This window comes from Rhizobium sp. LCM 4573, assembly GCF_001854865.1.
In the GTDB taxonomy this organism is placed as follows: Bacteria; Pseudomonadota; Alphaproteobacteria; order Rhizobiales; family Rhizobiaceae; genus Neorhizobium.
Genome location: NZ_MDDW01000004.1, coordinates 213999 through 230331, shown reverse-complemented (window position 1 = coordinate 230331; position 16333 = coordinate 213999). Strand labels below are relative to the sequence as shown.

The following is a 16333-nucleotide window of genomic DNA, read 5'->3' as shown; positions in this document are numbered from 1 at the left end:
CTCATGTCGGAAAAGGAGCCACAACAGGATTCGCGGCAGCGCATCGATAAGTGGCTCTTCTTCGCCCGCATGGTAAAATCGCGCTCGCTTGCGCAATCGCTGATTTCGGCTGGTGCGGTGACGATCAATGGCGAGATCTGCGATCAGCCGAGCCGCATGGTAAAGCCTGGCGACAGGATCGAAATGCTCCTCGATAGACGCGACCTCGTTTTGGTGGTGCGAGCGCCCGGCGCCCGGCGCGGTCCCTTCGAAGAGGCGAAATTGCTTTACGACGACGTGACGCCGCCGGATCGGCAGAAGCCGCTCACGCCTTTCGAGCGTGCTCAGCGCGGACCCGCATCCAAGTCTTTTCGAAGATAGGTGCGATGGAAACGGGACGCTTTCCGATCCGGTCTCGGGGAGAATAAAGCACTCCCGACAGCCGGTTTAAAGGATTGTTTGTCCTTGCTATATGCCTGCAAAGGCTTTACCTGACGGACGAAATCCGGTCGCCTGCACCATTGGAAATGGGCGGGTTTCCGGTTTTCCTTGGCGCCTTTTCCGTTCGCCTTTGCTCTGACCGCGATTTTCTCGGAGTGCCGTAATGACGTATGTCGTGACCGACAATTGCATCCGCTGCAAATATACCGACTGCGTGGAAGTTTGCCCGGTCGATTGCTTTTACGAAGGTGAAAATTTTCTCGTCATCCATCCGGACGAATGTATCGACTGTGGGGTCTGCGAGCCGGAATGTCCCGCCGAGGCGATCAAGCCGGATACGGAACCGGGTCTCGACAAATGGCTGAAGCTGAACGCGGACTATGCCCAAATCTGGCCGAACATTACGGTCAAGCGGGACGAGCTACCTGAAGCCAAAGAGATGGATGGCGTTGAAAACAAGTTCGACAAGTTCTTCTCACCGGAACCCGGCCAGGGGGATTGAAATCTTCCAAAGTCAACGCGATATTCCGATAGTACATTGCTTCTGCCTTTTTGTTGGGCAGCAGCAATTGGTGCGCCGGAATCGACTTCCTAAAGCAAATTATTGATTTCGGCACTTTTTTGTGGTACACAACAAATACTGTTCCACAAGACGGCACTCGCGTGCCCAAAAAACATCACGAAAGCAACAGATCACCCGAAACGCGGTTCCCGTGACATTGCAACGCTGTAGGTTGTCAGTCGCCATTCGCGATGGGGTTTGTTTTTCGCGCGCGTTGGTCGGACCAGTATGGAAATGGCTTGACGGTTTTCCCCGTCTCATCCGGGCCTGATTGACCCGGTTCCCGACCCGGCAAACCGGGTGCGTAATAGGGAGTTTGTGAAACGAATGACGACTCAACAGAAGAAATCTCCGGCACGACAGGGCTTCAAGACTGGTGAATCGATTGTCTATCCGGCCCACGGCGTAGGCACTATCACCGCCATCGAAGAGCAGGAAGTGGCGGGCATGAAGCTTGAGCTTTTTGTTATCGATTTCGAAAAAGACAAGATGCGCCTCAAGGTTCCCGTTGCCAAGGCGGTCAGCATCGGCATGCGCAAGCTATCGGAAACGGATTTTGTCGAACGCGCTCTCAAGGTCGTTCAGGGCAAGGCCCGCATCAAGCGCACCATGTGGTCGCGCAGGGCGCAGGAATATGATGCCAAGATCAATTCCGGAGACCTGATCTCGATCGCAGAGGTGGTTCGCGATCTTTATCGCGCGGAGAACCAGCCCGAGCAGTCCTACTCGGAGCGTCAGCTTTACGAAGCAGCCCTTGATCGCATGGCGCGTGAAATCGCTGCCGTGAACAAGATGTCCGAAACGGAAGCCGTTCGCCTCGTTGAAGTCAACCTTGCCAAAGGTCCCAAGCGCGGCAAGGCCATAGATGAAGACGAATCTCAGGACGAAGCGGCCTGATCGAACCCTATAAAAAGCCAAAAAGACCCGGCCTTGAGCCGGGTTTTTTATTGGAACTTTTTGGTCTCTCTCGCGTTAACCCGCCGGAACGGCGAACTAACTGCTGCACCATCAGTTCTTCCGTTTCGACAATGGCGCGGACACGTCCGGCAGAGTCCCGGTCGAATTCGCATCACCAGCGAGGGGAGCAAAAGCGACAGGTTACTGCACAGCGTCCATAGTCCGTCCGTTCCAATCAACGGCATGGCGCGTCGGCTTGTCTGCTCGAGATCTCCTGTCTTTATCGGATCAGACCGTTTGACGGAGAACACGATGAAAGCCATGTCCGCAGACCGCAACATGATCAAAATAGCGATGTCGGCTCCGTATCTAGCCCGCGAGGAGGAGCGGGATCTCGCCGTCCGCTGGAAGGACAGCCGAGATCAGGATGCTCGCAACCAGATCGCGCTTGCGCACATGCGCCTTGTTATCGCCATGGCTTCCAAGTTTCGTGGCTTCGGACTGCCGATGAGCGATCTCGTTCAAGAGGGCTATGTAGGGCTGCTCGAAGCCGCGGCAAGGTTTGAACCAGCCCGTGACGTACGTTTTTCGACTTATGCGAGCTGGTGGATTCGTGCCTCGATGCAGGATTATATCCTGCGCAACTGGTCGATCGTGCGCGGCGGTACGAGCTCGGCGCAGAAGGCCCTGTTCTTCAATCTCCGCCGGCTGCGGGCCAAGCTCGCGCGTGGTGATTCCAATCTTACCGTTCGAGCCATTCACGAGGAGATCGCCATGGCGCTGGGCGTCAGCGTCGCTGACGTACAGACCATGGATGCCCGCCTTTCGGGCAATGATGCGTCGCTGCAGGCACCGTCGATTGCCGGTGATACGGATAGCGGCGAACGGCTGGATATGCTGGCAAGTGCCGAACCGCTGCCGGATGAGCAGGTCTCCGGCATGATCGACGGAGAGCGGCGGCTGAAATGGCTGCAGGGCGCGCTCACCAAGCTCAACGAACGGGAAAAGAAAATCATTCGCGCCCGGCGCCTCACCGATGAAGGGGCAACGCTCGAGGCGCTCGGTGCGGAACTTGGCATCTCCAAGGAGCGGGTGCGCCAGATTGAAAGCCGCGCGATCGAGAAGCTGAAATCAGCTTTGGTTTCCTCTAATCCGCAAATGGCCGCCGCCTGCTAAAGCAGTCGGCTCGGAAATAGTTTGGGCTATTCCGATATGATCTTGACCTTCTGGCCAGGCGAAACCGTCGCGCTGGCGGGCATCGCATTGATTAGCTTGAAGAGATCGAGCTTGCGGTCGGTACCCATCATCCGGCCGGCGAGAGAGGCGATCGTATCGCTCTGCGCAACCGTGACGACACGGATTCTCAGCGGCTTCAAGGCCGCGATCTCCTGGGGTGTCATCTGCCGGAAATTCGTCCGCAAAAGGTTTGCGGTTGGCTCCAGCATCGTGCTGCCCTTCGGCACGGCGGTCAGGAACCGGAATATCTGATTGTTGAGCCGGATGACCGTAACGTCGAAATCCCACCGTTCGGCGGAAGCGCGCGCGGTCGCGGCCGGAAGCCCGTTCACTTGAATTTCTCTCACCGTCTCCGGCTGAAGCCCTGCAACCCAACCGCTCGTAAGGTAATTGGTGAGACTGTCGTAATCGCCGGCGGCGACGCCATCGAAACGGATAGCGGTCTCGCCGGGGCCGGTTGCCAACACTGCTTCGACCTTGTTGTCGATCCGGAAAGCGGGGGGAACCTCGAAGCGGATGCCGAGCCCACCGTGCAGGAAGGTTTGGCCGCGGACATAGCCTTCCTGCGGGCTATCGCCATAGAGCAGGCCGTCGATGCCGGCTATGTAGTAGTCGCGTCCCTTGTCGCCGACAGTCCCTTCCTGCCCAAAATTGCGGGCGTGGCGGCGGGCAAGGTCGACACGCTGGGCCGAATTGGGATGGCTCGAGAGAAAGTCGAGGCTCTGGTCGCTATCGGGATCGACGGCGGAATAACGGGCATAGGCGGCCATCGAATCGAGGAATCGCGCGGCAGCATAAGGGTCATAGCCTGCTTCACCGAGCATTCGCACGCCGATCACGTCAGCTTGTAGTTCCTGCTGTCGGGAGAAGGCGGCCAGCCTGAGCTTGCCGCGGGCCAAGGCCTGCTTGCCGGCAAGATCGCTGGACAATACCTCGGACACAACACGGCTCGCGATCACCTCGGCTTCTTCGCGGCGTTGCCGTTCGATGCCGTGATTGGCGGTGACATGCGCCATTTCATGCGACAGAACCGCGGCAACCTCCGACGCGTCGTTGGCGAGTGCCAGAAGTCCCCGCGTGACATAGAGATAGCCCCCCGGCAACGCGAAGGCATTGATAGCGGGAGAATTGAGGATGGTGATACGGTAGGACTGTGCCGGGTTTTCCGAAACGGCCGTCAACGCGCCGGTGATCCGGGCGACCAGGCGCTCCGTCTTCTGGTCGTGATATTCACCCCCATAGCTTGCGACGATGCGGGGGTGCTCACGTGCGCCCATCTGCGCGCGAGGGTCGTTTTTCTGAACCTCTTCGACGATCTGCGGGTTCGAGGAGGGCGCTACATTCGGCTGGTAAGCCTGTTCGAGCACCGACTGGCAGCCGCTGAGCAAGATCGCGGCAAGAACGATACCGGTCACGCCCTGCGAGCCGGGCAGGATATCGGCAAAGCGCTTGATAGGGGCAAGCACTGCCATTTCGCGCTTTCTATTCGTGTTCCGCAGCTTCATGCCTCAAGACCCGCCTCCGAAACCGGTCTAGGAGACACAACTCATCTCCATCTTCATGCCGGCTCGGTTTCCGCTTCCATGTCGCTTAGCGATTTTTGCGTCACATGGACAGATGTTCTTATAGAAATTGGTGCCGTCGATGCATTTGCAAAGAAAACCCCGCCGGGCGATGCCATTATGGCACGTCCAAATTGTGGCGAGGGGTCTCCAGGCTAGGCGTTCAGGAARTCCGAAAGAGCCTGGACATCGGCAYGCGTCAGGAATTCCTCGATCGGCGCCTCCARCAGAATTTTGCCACTGTCGATGAAGATCGCATGGTCGGCGAGCCGGCGCAATTCATCGGGATCATGGGTGACGATCAGGATCGTGTTACCGGCCTCCCGGTGCAGCTCCAAAAGGAGGCTCGCCATCGACAGCCGCAGGCCTGGATCCAAGGCGGCAAAGGGTTCGTCCATCAGCAGCACGGGCTTCTGGCGGACGAGAGTGCGGGCAAAGGCTGCTCTTTGCCTCTCGCCTCCCGATAGCGTGCCGGGCATGCGCTTTTCGTAGCCGCCAAGCCCCACCCGTTGCAGCGCATCCGAAATCGCCTGGCGATCCGCTGTGCCCAGTTTCAGAGACGGACTGATCCCAAGGCCGATATTGGTGAAGAGATTCAAATGGCCGAAGAGATTGTTGTCCTGGAAAATGATCGAAACAGGCCGTTCGGAGGGATGCGTTTCCGTCACGTCCCCGCCTGCAATCCTCACTTGCCCTGTATCCGGCGTCTCGAAGCCGGCGACGAGATTGAGAAACGTGGATTTGCCCGAGCCCGAAGGTCCAGTGACAGCTATGATCGCGCCGGCCGGCAATTTGCAATCGAAGCGAAAATCCTTCGAGCCAAGCCGGAGTTCGACCTTATCCAGAACGATGCCGTATTCCTCAGCCACGACCATTGGCCCTTCTGTATCCGGCGGTGCCGATCATCGTCAGGATGAGGCAGATCACGCCGAGGATCAGCGCCAACCCATCGGCGTCGTTCGTGCGATAGCTGGATAGCCGGCTATAAACAAGCCAGGGGAGCGTCGTGAGATCGGCGGAACCGAAAAGCGCCACCGCACCGAGATCGCCGAGCGAAAGCGCCATGGCGAAAGAAAGCCCCACCAAAAGGGGTTTCGTCAAAGCCGGCCGGTCTATCCGCCAGAGTTTCGCCCATCCGGATATTCCCAGACCTGCGGCAAGTCGGCCCGTGCGCTTGCGGTGAAGTTCCATCGCCGGTGCGAGGACGCGCACCACGAACGGAAGCGCCATCAGCATGTTGATGACGGCGACCAGGGTCGGCGCGAAACGTGCGACATCGCCGAGGGGCCGCAGGAGCAGGAACCAGCCGGTTCCGAGAACGACCGGCGGAACCAGCAGCACCAGCGACGACATGCCGCCAAGCAATGTCGAAAAGCTTCTGGACGGCCTGCCCGGTCGCTTCATGTCGGTGATGGCGTTTCGGGCCCTGATGATGGCAAGCGCAACGGTTACCGCGAGCAGGCCGGCGGCAAACGCGATTGTGAGACTGGTGAGCGCGGCACGCAGGAAGACGGGGCTGGTGACGAGGTTCCAGAGATCGGCCTTGAGGCCAGACAGAACGATAGAGGAGAGCGGCAGGATCAGGAAGGCGGTCGCAAGCAGGATTGCCAGACAATCCCAAAGGCGTGCAGCCAGGTTTCTGCCGTCGAAACGACGCACGGCTCGTCCGACATCGGCGCTTGAATCCTCCGGGGCGGGGAAAAGAGAAATGGCGATCAGGATCAGCGCTGTCACACCGATCTGCAGGAACGAGAGGGCGATTGCGCGCGGCGGATCGAAATCGAAACGCAGCGCCTGATAGATCGCCACTTCGAGCGTGGTTGCCGCCGGCCCTCCGCCGAGCACGAGTACGAGGGTGAAGCTGGTGGCGCAAAGCATGAAGATCAGCCCAGAAATTCCGGGAATGACACCTCTGATCGCGGGCCATTCGATGAAGCGGAAGACGGAAAGGGATTTCATGCCGAGGCCGGAAGAAAGAAGCCAGTATTCTCCCGGCAGCCGTTCAAGCGCGGCAAGCATCAGGCGAGCGGCGAGCGGCAGGTTGAAGAACACATGCGCCAGCAGAATGCCGGAAAGGCCGTATATGCTCACGGGCTGATCCACTCCGAGCTTCAACAGCAAGCCGTTGAGTATTCCTTGTCTCCCCCAGATGCCGATCAGGCCGAGCGCGCCGATCAGAACCGGCAAGCCCATCGGTATGGCCATCAACCGGATGATCCAGATGCGGCCGGGGAAGTTCGTCCGGCGAGCGAGYGCCAGCGCGACGGGGATGGCAAGACCCACCGAAAGCACGGTGGAAAGTGTCGCCTGCCAGAGCGTGAAGCGAAGGATGCGCCAGGTATAGGCGGTGAAAAGGCGCTCGCCGGATGTCCCGGCGTCCCATGAAAGCAGCGCGCCCAGGGCGACGCCGATAAAGAGCACTATGCCCAGGAGGCTTGCTGCCCCAAAGGCGATGCCGCGTCGTCGCTCCGCGCCGGTCAGCATGGGGTCAGTTCATGCTCATCGCGGCAAGCCACTCGCCGATCCATGCCCGACGGTTCTTGGCAACCTCATCGGAACCCATAAGGAAGGTCTTCTGCGGCTGAACCAGTTTCCCGAAGGTCTCGGGAAGCGGTTGCGAAGTCTTCGCGGCCGGCATCATCCAATTGGTGGTCGGAATGATGTCCTGGAAGGCCGGGGAGATCATGAAGCTCAGGAACTGCCGGGCAAGGTCCTTGTCGGAGGCCGTTCTCAGCAGGCCGGCCACCTCAATCTGGATATAGTGTCCTTCCGAGAAGGCTGCTGCCTGGTAGCGGTCGGTATTTTCCTCCATCAGGTGGTAGGCGGGGGAGGTGGTATAGGAGAGCACCATCGGCACCTCACCTTTCGTGAACAGACCATAGGCCTCCGACCACCCCGGTGTCACCGTGAGAATGCGGTTCTTCAGCTTCGTCCAGGCTTCGGGTGCCTGATCGCCATAAACGGATTTCATCCAGAGCAGCAGGCCGAGGCCCGGCGTTGCCGTGCGCGGGTCCTCGATGGCGATTTTCTGCGAAGGATCGCCCTCCACCAGTTCCTTGAGGCTCTTCGGCGGGTTCTTTATCGCTTGCGTGTCATAAACGACAGCGAAGTGGCCGTAATCATAGGGAATGAAGGTGTCGTCCGTATAGCCGCCGGGTACATTGACGGCAGAGGTATCGATGCCGTGCGCCTCGAACAACCCGGTCGCCTTGGCTTCGGAAATGAGGTTCGTGTCGAGGCCGAGCACGATATCCGCGCCGGTGCTCTCGCCTTCGAGTTTCAGACGGGTGAGGAGTGCCACTCCATCGGCGATCCCCACCATGTTGAGCACACAGCCGCAGGTCTTCTCGAAGGCTTCCTTCACCTTCGGTCCCGGACCCCATTCGGAGATGAAGCTTTCATAGGTGTAGATGGTGAGTGTCTTTTCCTGCGCATTTGCGGAGGAAAAGCAGAGACCGGCGGCGGCGATCGTCAGAAAAATGGTGCTTCGCATCGGCGCCCTCCTATTGTGTCGTTGCGGGGAATAGGCGCTGAAGATGAGCCGTCTAATCCCTCCGCCGGTGTTAACCGGATCAGGTTCCGCGGGTTGGCCAAGCCTCTCAGCCGCGCGTCAGCGCGGCACCCCGTTAGATCGCAACGAGATTTAGCGGCGGGCGTTGCGGCTGACAAGCGGTAAGTTAGACCTGCCGGAACAGCCGCATTTCTCGGGGGGCGGGGGCTATGGCCCCGAGACGGCTTGCGACCGCATACTCGACCGATTGTTCAAGCACATGAGGCATGACCGGTTTGGTAAGGACGCCCAGCGAGTTTTGCCCTTCTTCGGCGATGTCCTCCGGTGTGGCCGTCATGAAAATCACGGTGACGCCGTAGCGCTCGGCCAGTTCCTGGGCAATCTCCGGCCCGGTTCTTCCGTCGGTAAGATTGACATCGACGATTGCCAGATCGGCCCTCGATGCGAGCTCCATTGCATTTTCTCGGGCATTGGCGAAACCTGTCACTTTCAAGCCCATGTTTTCGATCGTTTCGGCGATGTCGAGCGCTATCAGGAACTCATCCTCGACGATCAGCACCCGTTGTTTCATCGCATTCTCGGCCAGCCGACGACGCGTTACATTTGTCAGCATGGGATGTCCCCATCGTTGATCGGTTCTCAATCCAGGTCGAGAAAAATCAAGCTGTCCCGTCCAAGATTGCACTTTCGAACGGTTCGATTTCGAGAATGTTCCGTTTTGCGACAGAATTTTCGATCTAACTGGCTGGTACGGCTAATATTTCGTTAATTCATCCTTCCAGCTCTTCGCGCAACATTTCAAGCTCCAGCCATTCTTCTTCCATTTTTACGAGGCTTTCTCGCAGCTTCTCCATTTCGGCCGCCAGTCTGTTGAAAGCCGAAGGATTCTTTGAAAATAGGTCGGGGTCAGCCATCTTTTCTTCGCGAGCAGCGATTTCGGCTTCGGCCTTGGCAATCTCCTTCGGCAGGTTTTCGAGCGCGAACTTCTGCTTGTAGGAGAGTTTCCCCTTCGCCTTGGGCGCTTCTGCCGCAGGCAGGGCCTCCGCTTTCGGTTTTTCGGTCTTCTCAGCCCGGCGTTTCTCTTCCTGCGCGCCCTTCCGTTGCGCGAGCATATCCGTGTAACCGCCCGCATATTCGATCCAGCGGCCGTCGGGCGCTTCCGGATTGGCGGGCGCGATCGTCGATGTCACGGTACGATCCAGGAAGTCGCGGTCGTGGCTGACGAGAATGACCGTGCCGTTATAGCCGGCGACGATCTCTTGCAGAAGGTCCAGGGTCTCGATGTCGAGATCGTTGGTGGGCTCGTCGAGGATCAGGAGATTGGAGGGTCTCGCCATGATGCGGGCGAGCATCAGCCGAGCGCGCTCGCCGCCGGAGAGATTCCTGATCGGCGTCCTGATCTGTTCCGGCTGAAAGAGAAAATCCTTCATATAACCGGCGACATGCCTCTGCTCCCCGTTGACCAGCAGGGTTTCGCCGCGACCGTCCGTCAGATAATGGGAGAGCGTATCGTCCGGGTTCAGATCCTCGCGCTTCTGGTCGAGCGTAGCGATTTCCAGATTGGTGCCGAGCTTCACTGTGCCGCTGTCCGGCAGGAGCTGGCCCGTCAGCATTTTCAAAAGTGTCGTCTTGCCGGCACCGTTCGGGCCAATGAGGCCGATCCGGTCGCCGCGATGCACCCGGATAGAGAAGGGTGCCACGATGGTGCGGTCATAAGCCTTGGTGATGTTTTCCGCTTCTATGACGAGCTTGCCGGATTCGCGCGCCTCGCTGGCTGATGCTTGAACGGTGCCTTGCGGCCCCTTGTGGCCCCGATAAGTGGCGCGCATCGACTGGAGTTCGCCAAGTCGGCGCATGTTGCGCTTGCGCCTTGCAGTCACGCCATAGCGAAGCCAGTGCTCTTCGCGCTCAATCGCCTTGCCGAGTTTGTGCTGCTCGACCTCCTCCGCCTCCAGCACCTCGTCGCGCCAGGTTTCGAAATGGRCAAAACCCTTGTCGAGCCTGCGGGAAATGYCCCGATCCAACCAGACGGTCGCCGTCGACACCTTTTCCAGGAAGCGCCGGTCGTGGGAGATCAGCACCAATGCGCTCTTCGCCTTGCGCAACTCCTCTTCCAGCCATTCAATGGTCGGCAGGTCGAGATGGTTGGTCGGCTCGTCGAGCAGCAGGATATCGGGTTCAGGGGCCATGACCCGAGCGAGCGCCGCACGGCGGGATTCTCCGCCGGAAAGGGTTTTCGGGTTCTCTTCTCCCGTCAGGCCCAAATGCTCCAGCAGATAGGTGACGCGATAGGGATCGTCACCCGGCCCCAAGCCCGCTTCTGCATAGGCCTGCACGGTCGAAAAACCCGCGAAATCCGGTGCCTGTTCCAGGTAACGGATCGTCGCCGCCGGATGGCGGAAAACCTCTCCCGACTGCGGCTCGACCATGCCGGCCGCCATCTTCATCAAGGTCGACTTACCGGAGCCGTTGCGGCCGACGAGGCAGATGCGGTCGCCAGGTTCCACCTGAAGGTTGGCGCCAGCAAGCAGAGGCGTGCCGCCGAAGCTCAGGAAGATATCATCGAGTTTGAGGATAGGGGGTGCCACGGGCATCAGGCTCCGGAAAAATCACGAGGGCGGGCGATGATTATGGCTCTGCCCGCGAAAAGCGAAAACTCCACCGGACCTTCCGCGACATTGGAAACCGTACGAGACGAACCGAAAGGCAGCCCGAACTGTTTCAAGGGATATCTGGCGCCGGTGATGTCGAGCCCTTCCAGTGCCGAGAAACCGATGATGGAGAACAGCGAATCTTTCGGCAGATCGAGGACTTTCTTGCCCGGCAGAAGCGGAACGGCCTCTTCCTCGCCGGAGGTCAGGAGAATGTCCAGGCCCCGTTCCGCAAGGCTCATGGCGTGGACGAAGTGTTGAAGCAGGTGGTCGCTCCGCTCGCCGCCGATGGCGCCGGCGAAGATCAACCGCTCGGCGCCTCGGGAGATAGCCTCCGCGGTGGCGATCTCTCCATCGGTTTCGTTCTTGGCAGAAGGATAGGGCTGCCGCTGCACGTCCGGCCACCTGGCTGTGAGCGCGGCGTCGGTGGAGTCGAAATCGCCGACCCATAGTTCCGGCGTTACGCCAAGTTCCTCAGCGTGTTTCATCCCGCTATCGGCTGCGATGAAGCGGCTGCCGGCAAGCTCCGCACGAAGACGGTCCGTAATGGCGAGATCGCCGCCGAGCAGGATTGTGAAGGTCGAAGTGGTCATGGGCATTGCCCATAGCGCAAACAACGACAAAAGGGAAAGCTGCCTTCCGCTTGCTCTCCTTCCTCAACCGTTATGCGCCTTCCACCGGGTTTTCACGGCATGGCGCGCCCGTGGAAGATTTTGCTCCCATTGACGGATAATGAAGCAAGGCGTAATTGAAGCGTCGAGAATTCCGTGGTGATTTGGCCGGCCGGCTTGCAGCCACGTAAAAAAAGTCGCTAAAGGGCCGCGAGAAGATGCTTCCCACGGACCGGCTGCGATTTTTTCCGCCGCCGGTTTTTTCATTTGTGGGTTGATACATGCCGATCAAAATTCCCGATAGATTACCTGCCTTCGACACGCTCGTTCAGGAGGGCGTACGGGTTATGACCGAGACTGCGGCGGTCCGGCAGGACATCCGCCCGCTGCAGATCGGTCTGCTCAACCTCATGCCGAACAAGATCAAGACCGAGCTGCAGATGGCGCGTCTCGTCGGGGCAACACCGCTGCAGGTCGAACTGTCGCTTGTTCGTATCGGCGGCCATAAGGCCAAGAACACTTCCGAAGATCACCTGCTTTCCTTCTATGAGACCTGGGAAGAGGTAAAGGACCGAAAGTTCGACGGTTTCATCATCACCGGTGCACCGATCGAGACGCTGCCGTTCGAGGAGGTCACCTACTGGGACGAGATGCAGAAGATTCTCGACTGGACGCAGACAAACGTGCACTCGACCATGAACGTTTGCTGGGGTGCGATGGCGGCGATCTATCACTTCCATGGCGTGCCTAAATACGAGCTGAAGGAGAAGGCTTTCGGCGTATATCGCCACCGCAATCTTGCGCCTTCTTCAGTCTATCTCAACGGCTTTTCGGATGACTTCCAGGTGCCAGTCTCGCGCTGGACTGAAGTGCGCAGGACCGACATCGAAAAGGTGTCAGAACTGGCCATCCTTATGGAATCCGACGAGATGGGCGTCTGCCTGGTGCAGGAAGAGGCTGGCAAGCGGCTCTATATGTTCAATCACGTGGAATATGACTCCACTTCCCTGGCGGATGAGTATTTCCGTGATGTGAACGCCGGTGTCCCGATCAAGATGCCGCACGATTATTTCCCCCACAACGATCCCGAACTCACGCCGCAGAACCGTTGGCGCAGCCACGCGCACCTCCTCTTCGGCAACTGGATCAACGAGATCTACCAGACTACCCCGTACGAACTGGAGAAGATCGGCGCGGTACGGGTTTAGAAAAGCTTTTCCGCCGGCGAGACGTTGCAGAGAGACGGGAAATCAGCCTAGTTTGCCACCGGTCGATCGAACGGGAGAGGTGAGACATGGCGGGCGAGGCAAATCAACGCGAGGTTTTCGGCAAAACCGCGACCGGTGAAACGGTCTACCGCGTCACGCTTTCGGGCGGCGGGCTGACGGCCAAGGTCATCACATGGGGCGCGGTGATCCAGGATCTTCGGCTCGAAGGGCATCAGCCGCCGCTTGTGCTCGGTTTCGAGACGTTCGACGATTATCCCCGATACTCTTCCTATTTCGGTGCGACACCCGGCCGTTGTGCCAACCGCATCGGCAGCGGCCAGTTCACGCTCGACGGTCAGGATTATCRGCTCGAACTCAACGAGAAGGGTGTGACGCATCTGCACGGCGGCAGTGACGGCCTGGGCAAGCGCAATTGGGAAATCGTCGATCTCTCCTCCGACAAGGTCACGCTGCGGATCATCGATCCGGATGGGCGGGCGGGCTATCCCGGCAATTGCACCGTTGCTGYCACCTACCAGCTCAAGGGCGACGGCGTTCTGTCGGTGGTCTATGAATCGACGACCGACAAGCCGACCATCGCGAATATCTGCCAGCACTCCTATTTCAATCTCGACGGGCGGGAGGACGCCCTCGGTCACGACATCATGATCGCGGCCGATCATTACCTCGCGCTCGATGAAAGGCAGGTTCCGACTGGCGAGATCAGGTCCGTTGAAGGCGCCTTCGATCTGAGGGAAATGGGACCGATGAAGCGCTCCGAGAACGGCGAGCAAGTGCTTTTCGATCACAACTTCTGTCTTTCTTCCGAGCGCATGGAAAAACGTTCGGTGGCAATTGCGCGTAGCGTCAATTCCGGTGTTTCGCTGGAAGTGCGGACGACGGAGCCCGGTGTGCAGCTCTATGCTGCCTTCAAGCTCGACGTTCCCGTGCTGGGTCTGGAGGGACGGCGCTACGGTCCTTTCGCAGGCTTCTGCCTGGAAACCCAGGTCTGGCCGGACGCCATTAATCACGGGAACTTCCCAAATGCCGTGCTGCGGCCCGGCGAGGTGCTGCGCCAGGAAACCGACTACGTCTTCTCGAAAAACTGATCGGGACATTTGCGTCGGCTCGGGAACCATCGATTTACGGCCTCGTTGATTGGAAGCCGATCGACTTCCGAGGGAGGATCCGATGCCCGAAGCCGAGGAACAGGGCGTAAAGCTTCAAGTCGCCAATACCAGACCGCAGGATGCCGGCCACGGCTTGGCGCGTTTCAGCCAGGAAGCGCTCGCAGCGTTGAATGTCCGAGAAGGCGATGTCGTAGAGATCCTCGGCAAGCGGCACACGGCTGCCATTGCCGTGCGGGGCTATCCCGAAGATGAGGGCCTCAAGCTCGTGCGGCTTGACGGCCTCCAGCGGGTGAATGCGGGCGTTTCCAGCGGTGATTTTATCGAAATACGCAAAGCGGAGGTCCGGCCTGCCGCTCGTATCGTGTTGGCTCCGGCACAGAAGAACCTTCGCCTGGAAGGATCCGGCGAAGCTTTGAAGCGCACGTTTCTGCACCGGCCGATGGTCGCTGGGGACGTGATTTCCACCTCGATTTACCAACGCGTTCGCGCGGGCAATATTCCTGATGAAATGGTACGGGGGATGTTCGATCTTCCGGCTTACGGGCTGCAGGAAATCCGGTTGGCTGTCGTTTCCACCCAGCCGCGCGGTGTCGTCCAGGTTGGAGAGGGCACGGTGATCGAATTGCGGCCGCAATACGAAGAGCCGAAGGAAGCTCGGCGCGCCGATGTGACCTATGACGATATCGGCGGCCTCGGCTCGTCGGTGGATCAGGTGCGCGAAATGATCGAGCTGCCGCTTCGCCATCCCGAACTTTTCCAGCGATTGGGGATAGAGCCGCCCAAGGGGGTACTGCTRCATGGCCCGCCCGGAACGGGCAAGACTCTGCTTGCACGCGCCGTCGCCAACGAGACCGAGGCGAACTTTTTCCACATTGCCGGTCCCGAGATCATGGGCAGCCGTTACGGCGAGTCCGAGGAGCGGCTGAGGCAGGTCTTTCAGGAGGCGGGGCAGAGCGCGCCCGCGATTATCTTTATCGACGAGATCGATTCCATCGCGCCGAAGCGCGAACAGGTAACCGGCGAGGTGGAGCGAAGGATCGTCGCCCAGCTTCTGACGCTAATGGATGGGCTGGAGCCACGTCAGAATATCGTGGTGATCGGCGCGACGAACCGGCGGGATGCCATCGACGAGGCTTTGCGGCGGCCGGGACGTTTCGATCGCGAGATCGTCATCGGCGTCCCCGATCAGGAGGGGCGCAGGGAAGTCCTGGCCATACATACTCGAGGCATGCCGCTCGCGGAGGATGTCAATCTCGATGAGATCGCCCGCACCACCTATGGCTTCGTGGGAGCCGATCTGGGGGCACTAGCAAGGGAAGCGGCCATGGATTCGCTCAGGCGCATCCTTCCAGACCTGAACCTACGTGAAGGCATCTCTTCGGAGGTGCTGGAGAATCTCAGCGTCAGGCAGGATGATTTTCTGAGCGCCATGAAGCGTATTCAGCCAAGTGCGCTGCGGGAGATCATGATCCAGGTGCCGGATGTCGGCTGGGCCGATATTGGCGGGCTGGACGAAGCGCAGATGCGTCTAAGGGAGGGTGTCGAGCTGCCGCTCAAATCGCCGCAGTCCTTCCGGCGGTTAGGCATCCGGCCGGCCAAGGGATTCCTTCTGTTCGGCCCGCCGGGAACAGGCAAGACACTGCTTGCAAAGGCCGTGGCGCGGGAGGCCGAGGCCAACTTCGTCGCAACCAAATCCTCCGATCTCCTTTCGAAATGGTACGGCGAATCGGAGCAGCAGGTTTCCCGCCTTTTCCAGCGGGCAAGGCAGGTGGCACCGACCGTGGTGTTCATCGACGAGATTGATTCGCTTGCGCCTGCGCGAGGCGGCGGCATTGGCGAGCCCGCGGTGACGGAGCGCGTCGTGAATACGCTGCTTGCTGAAATGGACGGGTTGGAAGAGCTTCAGGGCGTCGTGGTGATGGCGGCCACGAACCGGCCGAACCTCCTCGATCCTGCGTTGCTGAGGCCGGGCCGCTTCGACGAACTGGTCTATGTGCCGGTTCCGGACAAAAAGGGCAGACGGAAGATCCTGGGGATACACACCAGGAACATGCCGCTTGCCGGCGATGTCGATCTCGACCACCTGTCGCAGGCGACCGAGCGCTATACCGGAGCGGACCTGGAGGACCTCACCCGAAGGGCCGGACTTCTGGCATTGCGTGAAAGGCTCGATGTTCAGGAGGTTGCACGTAAGCACTTCGAACAGGCGCTCTCCGAAACCAGGCCTTCCGTGACACCCGAAATGGAGCGGGAATACGAGGAGATACAGCGCACCCTCAAGCAGCAGGGCCCCAATCGCCAGCAGATCGGCTTCGTGCCGCTTCGCCAGGCCGCAGAATAGTTCCTGGGTAGCTTACCGGTTAGTCGAGCTTGCGGGTCTTTTTTGTGATTCCTGGGCGGCTGGCCAGGCTAACTTCCTTGCCGGAGGGAAGACTTGGCTGGTCCCGCTTCGAGTGCCGCGCTCACACCGGGCTTTTCGCAGGTGAAAAAATTCTTGGCCGTTCTCGTCATTTCCCTGTTGCATTTGAAATTCGGTTGCGCCATA

Annotated in this window: 14 protein-coding genes and 2 riboswitches; of the genes, 7 read left to right on the top strand and 7 right to left on the bottom strand. The window is 59.4% G+C overall.

The genetic code is table 11. The features are described 5' to 3' along the window. The first annotated feature begins 3 nt into the window (after window positions 1–3). The 4 genes from LCM4573_RS10150 to LCM4573_RS10135 all read left to right on the top strand — a co-directional run bounded on the left by LCM4573_RS10150 (window position 4) and on the right by LCM4573_RS10135 (window position 3055). Window positions 4–360 carry an RNA-binding S4 domain-containing protein gene (locus LCM4573_RS10150; RefSeq protein ID WP_071006156.1) on the top strand — a complete coding sequence of 119 codons (357 nt, stop codon included), beginning with the start codon at window positions 4–6 and terminating at the stop codon, window positions 358–360. A gap of 223 nt (window positions 361–583) precedes the next feature. Next, window positions 584–922: a ferredoxin FdxA gene (gene fdxA, locus LCM4573_RS10145; RefSeq protein WP_046796204.1), complete on the top strand. Its 339-nt coding sequence runs from the start codon at window positions 584–586 to the stop codon at window positions 920–922. 387 nt (window positions 923–1309) lie between these two features. Continuing rightward, window positions 1310–1879: a CarD family transcriptional regulator gene (locus LCM4573_RS10140; RefSeq protein WP_046796205.1), complete on the top strand. Its 570-nt coding sequence runs from the start codon at window positions 1310–1312 to the stop codon at window positions 1877–1879. Between the two features lie 312 nt (window positions 1880–2191). Next, window positions 2192–3055: an RNA polymerase factor sigma-32 gene (locus LCM4573_RS10135; protein ID WP_071006155.1), complete on the top strand. Its 864-nt coding sequence runs from the start codon at window positions 2192–2194 to the stop codon at window positions 3053–3055. A 26-nt stretch (window positions 3056–3081) separates the two neighbouring features. Here LCM4573_RS10135 and LCM4573_RS10130 read toward each other — a convergent pair whose 3' ends face one another. The 7 genes from LCM4573_RS10130 to LCM4573_RS10100 all read right to left on the bottom strand — a co-directional run bounded on the left by LCM4573_RS10130 (window position 3082) and on the right by LCM4573_RS10100 (window position 11438). Beyond that, entirely contained in the window at window positions 3082–4587 is a 1506-nt protein-coding gene (locus LCM4573_RS10130; RefSeq protein WP_083347395.1) for a M48 family metalloprotease, read from the bottom strand. 245 nt (window positions 4588–4832) lie between these two features. Then, a complete protein-coding gene (locus LCM4573_RS10125) occupies window positions 4833–5552 on the bottom strand; it encodes an ATP-binding cassette domain-containing protein (RefSeq protein WP_071006153.1) in 720 nt (239 codons plus the stop codon). After that, on the bottom strand, window positions 5539–7161 hold the full coding sequence (thiP, locus tag LCM4573_RS10120; RefSeq protein WP_071006152.1) for a thiamine/thiamine pyrophosphate ABC transporter permease ThiP: 1623 nt from the start codon (window positions 7159–7161) through the stop codon (window positions 5539–5541). The genes LCM4573_RS10125 and thiP overlap by 14 nt, the downstream gene beginning before the upstream one ends. Window positions 7162–7165: 4 nt before the next feature. After that, a complete protein-coding gene (thiB, locus tag LCM4573_RS10115; protein WP_071006151.1) occupies window positions 7166–8170 on the bottom strand; it encodes a thiamine ABC transporter substrate binding subunit in 1005 nt (334 codons plus the stop codon). A gap of 39 nt (window positions 8171–8209) precedes the next feature. Continuing rightward, a riboswitch (TPP riboswitch) is annotated at window positions 8210–8313 on the bottom strand. A gap of 41 nt (window positions 8314–8354) precedes the next feature. Beyond that, a complete protein-coding gene (locus LCM4573_RS10110; RefSeq protein ID WP_071006150.1) occupies window positions 8355–8801 on the bottom strand; it encodes a response regulator in 447 nt (148 codons plus the stop codon). A gap of 157 nt (window positions 8802–8958) precedes the next feature. After that, the gene (locus tag LCM4573_RS10105) at window positions 8959–10776 is read right to left on the bottom strand and encodes an ABC-F family ATP-binding cassette domain-containing protein (protein WP_071006280.1); all 1818 of its coding nucleotides are present in this window, start codon (window positions 10774–10776) and stop codon (window positions 8959–8961) included. A gap of 5 nt (window positions 10777–10781) precedes the next feature. Continuing rightward, entirely contained in the window at window positions 10782–11438 is a 657-nt protein-coding gene (locus LCM4573_RS10100; protein ID WP_198539714.1) for a thiamine diphosphokinase, read from the bottom strand. 158 nt (window positions 11439–11596) lie between these two features. Then, window positions 11597–11674: riboswitch (SAM riboswitch) on the top strand. Between the two features lie 57 nt (window positions 11675–11731). On the opposite strand from LCM4573_RS10100, the gene metA reads away from it, so the two are divergent. The 3 genes from metA to LCM4573_RS10085 all read left to right on the top strand — a co-directional run bounded on the left by metA (window position 11732) and on the right by LCM4573_RS10085 (window position 16129). After that, on the top strand, window positions 11732–12658 hold the full coding sequence (gene metA / locus LCM4573_RS10095) for a homoserine O-succinyltransferase (RefSeq protein ID WP_071006148.1): 927 nt from the start codon (window positions 11732–11734) through the stop codon (window positions 12656–12658). A gap of 86 nt (window positions 12659–12744) precedes the next feature. Beyond that, on the top strand, window positions 12745–13767 hold the full coding sequence (locus LCM4573_RS10090) for an aldose epimerase family protein (protein WP_071006147.1): 1023 nt from the start codon (window positions 12745–12747) through the stop codon (window positions 13765–13767). An 82-nt stretch (window positions 13768–13849) separates the two neighbouring features. Continuing rightward, window positions 13850–16129 (top strand): CDC48 family AAA ATPase, encoded by a 2280-nt coding sequence (locus LCM4573_RS10085; protein ID WP_071006146.1) that lies wholly within the window; start codon window positions 13850–13852, stop codon window positions 16127–16129. Window positions 16130–16333: the final 204 nt, after the last annotated feature.

Coding starts and splice junctions, on each gene's coding strand:
- LCM4573_RS10150 (WP_071006156.1), top strand. CDS start 4: ATGTCGGAAAAGGAGCCACAACAGGATTCGCGGCAGCGCATCGATAAG.
- fdxA (WP_046796204.1), top strand. CDS start 584: ATGACGTATGTCGTGACCGACAATTGCATCCGCTGCAAATATACCGAC.
- LCM4573_RS10140 (WP_046796205.1), top strand. CDS start 1,310: ATGACGACTCAACAGAAGAAATCTCCGGCACGACAGGGCTTCAAGACT.
- LCM4573_RS10135 (WP_071006155.1), top strand. CDS start 2,192: ATGAAAGCCATGTCCGCAGACCGCAACATGATCAAAATAGCGATGTCG.
- LCM4573_RS10130 (WP_083347395.1), bottom strand. CDS start 4,587: ATGGCAGTGCTTGCCCCTATCAAGCGCTTTGCCGATATCCTGCCCGGC.
- thiB (WP_071006151.1), bottom strand. CDS start 8,170: ATGCGAAGCACCATTTTTCTGACGATCGCCGCCGCCGGTCTCTGCTTT.
- LCM4573_RS10110 (WP_071006150.1), bottom strand. CDS start 8,801: ATGCTGACAAATGTAACGCGTCGTCGGCTGGCCGAGAATGCGATGAAA.
- LCM4573_RS10100 (WP_198539714.1), bottom strand. CDS start 11,438: ATGCCCATGACCACTTCGACCTTCACAATCCTGCTCGGCGGCGATCTC.
- metA (WP_071006148.1), top strand. CDS start 11,732: ATGCCGATCAAAATTCCCGATAGATTACCTGCCTTCGACACGCTCGTT.